General features: G+C 72.3%; 1 protein-coding gene. It reads right to left on the bottom strand.

Features of this window, described 5'->3' with window-relative positions:
- Positions 1-283, bottom strand: a 283-nt coding sequence (locus tag NFX52_RS30520) for a hypothetical protein (protein WP_252636028.1), incomplete at its 3' end; no start/stop codon positions are given.
- Positions 284-354: the final 71 nt, after the last annotated feature.

Below are 354 nucleotides of genomic sequence, written 5' to 3'. Positions count from 1 at the left end.
CCGGCGTGTTGGTGCCGTAGCCGCGCATGGCCTGGATGCGAAACGCAAACTGCCGCCCAGCGGCCCGGGCGGCATCGCGCGCGGCCACCAGGCTGCCGAGGGTGTATTGGCCGGGTGTGTTGCCTTCCAGGTCTTTCCAGAGGTAGCGCTGGTAGGCGGCCTGGGGTGGTGCCGATTGTGCGAGCGGCACGTCACCCGGGTCCGAGCGCCACTGGTAGTAGCCCCGGCCGGGGTTGGGGGTCAGGTCGCTGGCGATGGCCAGGGGCGCGAGCAGGGAGTTCACTGAAACCACGCTCCATCCCGCGCTGGGCGGCGGGGGCGCAGGAGGTGGCGGCGGCGGTGGTACCGAGGGCG

It is taken from the genome of Acidovorax facilis (assembly GCF_023913775.1).
GTDB lineage: Bacteria > Pseudomonadota > Gammaproteobacteria > Burkholderiales > Burkholderiaceae_C > Acidovorax > Acidovorax facilis.
Note: the sequence above shows the minus strand (reverse complement) of the source record. Positions and strands in the feature narration are given on the sequence as shown.